Below are 4,111 nucleotides of genomic sequence, written 5' to 3' on the forward strand. Positions count from 1 at the left end.
GGGAATGCCCAGAACGCCGGTGATCAGCGCCGAGCGCACGGTGCCCGGGGCCACGAGCCAGCTCAGATCGGCGATGCGCTGCTGACCCGCCAGCAACCAGCCCGCCTCATGGGCCGAGCGCAGCGTCTGCAACACCAGCCCCGCCGCGACGAGGATCAGGAACACGCCGGTCCAGCGGAAGAAGCGCCCCAGATTGAGTCGCATCCCCCCCTGCGCGATCGCCCAGCCAAGCACGACCGACGCCGCGAGACCAAGTGCTGCACCAAGCCCAGCCCAATGTCCGGTCCGCGCGCCGGAGATCGTGGCAAGCAGAAAAACGGCGGTCTCGAAGCCTTCGCGAAGCACGGCGAGGAAGGCCATCGCCGCCAGTGCGACCCGGCTCCCCTGCCCCAGCGCCGCATCGGCGTCGCGCTCGATCTGGCCCTTCAGACCTGCGGCGTGGCGCGTCATCCAGAGCACCATCAGCGTCACGAAGACGACCGCGACCGCCGCGATCACGCATTCCAGCTTTTCCTGCGCACTATGCGGCAAAGCGGCCTCGACCAGCGCGAGCCCCGCGCCAACGCCGACGGCCAGCGCCACGGCGGCAGCGACGCCAAGCCACATCTCGGTCAAACGTTCGCCCCGGGCGCGCAGGAAGGCCGCAATGATCCCGACGATCAGCGCCGCCTCGAGCCCTTCGCGCAGGCCGATGATGAATGTTGCCAACATGCCGTGGGCACCCCGTCGATTCCCGAGTAAATTGATAGGGTATTCGTTAGTGGCGCAGATCGACGGGCGCAACCCCTTTTCCGAGTAAATTGCTCGGATTCTTGAAGTCGCATTTCTTCGCCCCTGCCGTTGCGGGCGATTTGCAACTTCCGCCATCTTGGGGCAATTCGTGCGGGTCGCCCTCGCAGCGCCGCGCAATCAGGCGGTCCGGCGCAGCGAAAGAGACGACGCCCCGGGCCGGGGACGGCCCGCATGCAACAAATTCGGAGGCCGTATTTTGGCACAATCGCAAATCGGGCTGATCGGCCTTGGCACCATGGGCGGCATGCTTGCCCTCAACATCGCGGAAAAAGGGTTCGACATCTCGGTGTTCAACCGGACCACCAGCGTCACCAAGAGCTTCCATGAAAACGCGGGCGAGCTGGCGTCGAAGATCACGCCCTGCGAAAATCTCGAAGATCTGGTGGCCTCGATCGCGAAACCCCGCGCGATCATCCTGATGGTCCCCGCAGGCGACCCGGTCGATCAGCAGATCGCGGCGCTGCGCGCCCATCTCGACGCTGACGATCTGATCATCGACGCGGGCAATGCGAATTTCCACGACACCGAGCGTCGCGCGGAAGAAGCCGCGAAGGCCGGCCCGCGTTTCCTCGGCATCGGGGTGTCCGGCGGTGAAGAGGGCGCGCGCCACGGGCCTGCGATCATGGGCGGCGGCGAGCAGCAAGACTGGGACCGCGTGGCCCCGATCCTCAACGCGATCGCCGCGAAATTCGACGGCACGCCCTGCGCCGGGTTCATGGGCAAGGGCGGTTCGGGTCATTTCGTCAAAGCCGTGCATAACGGCATCGAATATGCCGACATGCAGATGATCGCCGAGACCTATGGCGTGATGCGCGACGGGATGGGGCTGAACTCGCAGGCCTGCGGCGAGATCTTCGCGAAATGGGACGAAGGCGCGCTGAAATCCTACCTGATCGAGATTTCCGGAAAGGTCGCCTGCGCCACCGATCCCGAGACCGGCGAACCGATGCTCGACATCATCCTCGATCGCGCGGGCCAGAAAGGCACCGGTCGCTGGACAGTGATCGAGGCGCAGCATCTGGCGGCGCCCGTTCCGGTGATCGAAGCGGCGGTGATGGCGCGCAACCTGTCGTCGCGGCTCGATGCGCGCAAGCAGGGCGAGGACATGTTCGGCGCGGCCCCCGAGGCGCTGCCCGAGGGCGCGCTGAGCGCGGAGGATCTGGAGAACGCACTGATCGCGGGCAAGATCCTGTGCTACGCGCAAGGCTTCGAGCTGCTGCGCTCGGCCAATGCGCCCTTCGACTGGGATCTGCCGCTGCCCGACATCGCTCTGGTCTGGCGCGACGGCTGCATCATCCGCTCGGCGATGCTCGACGATATGGCAAGCGCGCTGAGCGAGTCGCCCGATCGCAACCTGATGTATGCGCCCTATTTCGCGGATCTGCTGAAGGCGCATCACGGCGCGCTGCGCAAGGTCGTCAGCATTGCCGCGGCCCACGGTCTGGCGGTTCCGGCCCTGTCGATGGCGCTGAGCTATTTCGACACGATGCGCACCGCGCGCGGCACCGCGAACATGATCCAGGGCCAGCGCGATTTCTTCGGCGCGCATGGGTTCGAGCGCACCGACCGCGAGGGTACCGACTTCCATGGCCCCTGGGCGATGTAAGCGCGCCCTCTTCGCTGAAAGATCACCGCCCGCGGCTCGCGCAGAGTCGCGGGCGGTTTCCGTTATGCGGGGCGCCAGACGCCACGAACCATGCACCGCAATCACGAGTTCGTGTGCGTCTCAACCGGGCCCGCCCCGCTTGATCCCCGTCAAAGTCTCAACGCATCGAGATCGTTACCCTTCCTGCATCCAAAACGGAGGCCGGGACTGCTATGACACGGGATTTCGAAGGTAAATCAGCTATCGTTACGGGCGCGGGTTCGGGGATCGGCGCGGCAATCGCCAAGGAATTGGCGGCGCGCGGCGCTTCGGTCCTGCTTGCCGATCAGAACGCGGACGCGGCCAGGTCCGTGGCCGAGGAAATCCGCAAGGCGGGTGGCACCGCCGAGCCGATGGCGGTCGATGTCACCTCTGCCACGGAGGTCGAGGCGATGGTCGAGAAGGCCGTCGCGACCTTCGGCAAGCTGGATCTGGCCGTGAACAATGCGGGCATCGGCGGTCCGCAGGTGCCGTTCGGGGAGTATCCGCTCGACGGCTGGAAACAGGTGATCGACGTCAATCTGAACGGGGTGTTCTACGGGATGCGCTTCGCGATCGCCGCGATGCTGAAATCGGGCGGCGGCGCGATCGTGAACATGTCCTCGATCCTCGGCTCGGTCGCGTTCCCGAGCGCCTGCGCCTATGTCGCGGCGAAACACGCGCTTCTGGGGCTGACCCGGGCGGCGGCGATCGATCACGCAGCACAGGGCATCCGGGTCAATGCGGTCGGTCCCGCCTTCATCGAGACGCCGCTTCTGTCGGGGCTGGCGCCTGAGGTGAAGGACTCGCTGGTCGCGCTGCATCCGGCGGGACGGCTCGGCACGCCCGAGGAGGTCGCGGCGCTGACCTGCTTCCTGCTGTCGGATGCCGCGAGCTTCGTGAACGGCAGCTATCACCTCGTCGACGGCGGATATACCTCGCGATGAGCACGACGGAGGGGCGGATCATCGCGGTGCGCGGGCCGGTCATCGACGCAAGTTTCGATGGTCCACTGCCGCCGATCCATTCGATCCTGACGCTGACGGATGACGACATGCCGGGCAGCTTCGAGGTGCATGGCCATCTCGACGCGCATCGGGTGCGCGCCATCGCGCTGCAATCGACGCTCGGCTTGTCACGCGGGCGAAAACTGCACGCGACGGGCAAGCCGCTCGAAGTGCCGGTGGGAGAGGCCGTTCTGGGGCGGCTGATGGATGTGACGGGGGCGATGCGCGACGGCGGCGATCCGCTGCCCAAGGGCACACCACGCCGCCCGATCCACGGCACGCCGCCGCGCCTGTCGGGCAGCGGCGCGGTCACCGCTTTCGAGACCGGCATCAAGGTGATCGACCTGATGCTGCCGCTGGCCCGCGGCGGCAAGGCTGCGATGTTCGGCGGCGCGGGCGTGGGCAAGACGGTGCTGGTGATGGAACTCATCAACACGATGGTCGAGAAATATCAGGGCATCGCGATCTTCGCGGGCGTGGGGGAGCGCTCGCGCGAGGGTCACGAGATGCTCGCCGACATGACCGAGTCGGGCGTTCTGGCCCGCACGGCGCTGGTCTATGGCCAGATGAACGAGCCTCCGGGCGCGCGTGCCCGCGTCGCGCTGACCGGCCTCACCCAGGCCGAATACTTCCGCGACCAGGAAGGCAAGGACGTTCTGTTCTTCGTCGACAACATCTTCCGGTTCAC

At 66.5% G+C, this 4,111-nt stretch carries 3 protein-coding genes and 1 pseudogene; 3 read left to right on the forward strand and 1 reads right to left on the reverse strand.

Annotated features, from left to right (window positions below; translation table 11 throughout):
* Positions 1–711 (reverse strand): FTR1 family iron permease (locus B3D39_RS06095; RefSeq protein ID WP_286789511.1); only part of this gene is annotated, 711 nt, incomplete at its 3' end.
* 277 nt (positions 712–988) lie between these two features.
* Between B3D39_RS06095 and gndA the strand changes: the two genes are divergently transcribed.
* From gndA to B3D39_RS06110, 3 genes and pseudogenes are all read left to right on the forward strand, one after another.
* Complete coding sequence (gene gndA / locus B3D39_RS06100) at positions 989–2,398, forward strand: NADP-dependent phosphogluconate dehydrogenase (protein ID WP_274962106.1); 1,410 nt, start codon at positions 989–991, stop codon at positions 2,396–2,398.
* Positions 2,399–2,610: 212 nt separating this feature from the next.
* On the forward strand, positions 2,611–3,363 hold the full coding sequence (locus B3D39_RS06105; protein ID WP_274962107.1) for an SDR family NAD(P)-dependent oxidoreductase: 753 nt from the start codon (positions 2,611–2,613) through the stop codon (positions 3,361–3,363).
* Positions 3,360–4,111 (forward strand): annotated as a pseudogene (locus tag B3D39_RS06110) (F0F1 ATP synthase subunit beta); the annotation flags it as partial. The gene B3D39_RS06105 and the pseudogene B3D39_RS06110, both read left to right, overlap by 4 nt.

Origin of the sequence: Thioclava sp. UBA3469, from assembly GCF_002378135.1 — a bacterium.
Taxonomy (GTDB): domain Bacteria; phylum Pseudomonadota; class Alphaproteobacteria; order Rhodobacterales; family Rhodobacteraceae; genus Thioclava; species Thioclava sediminum.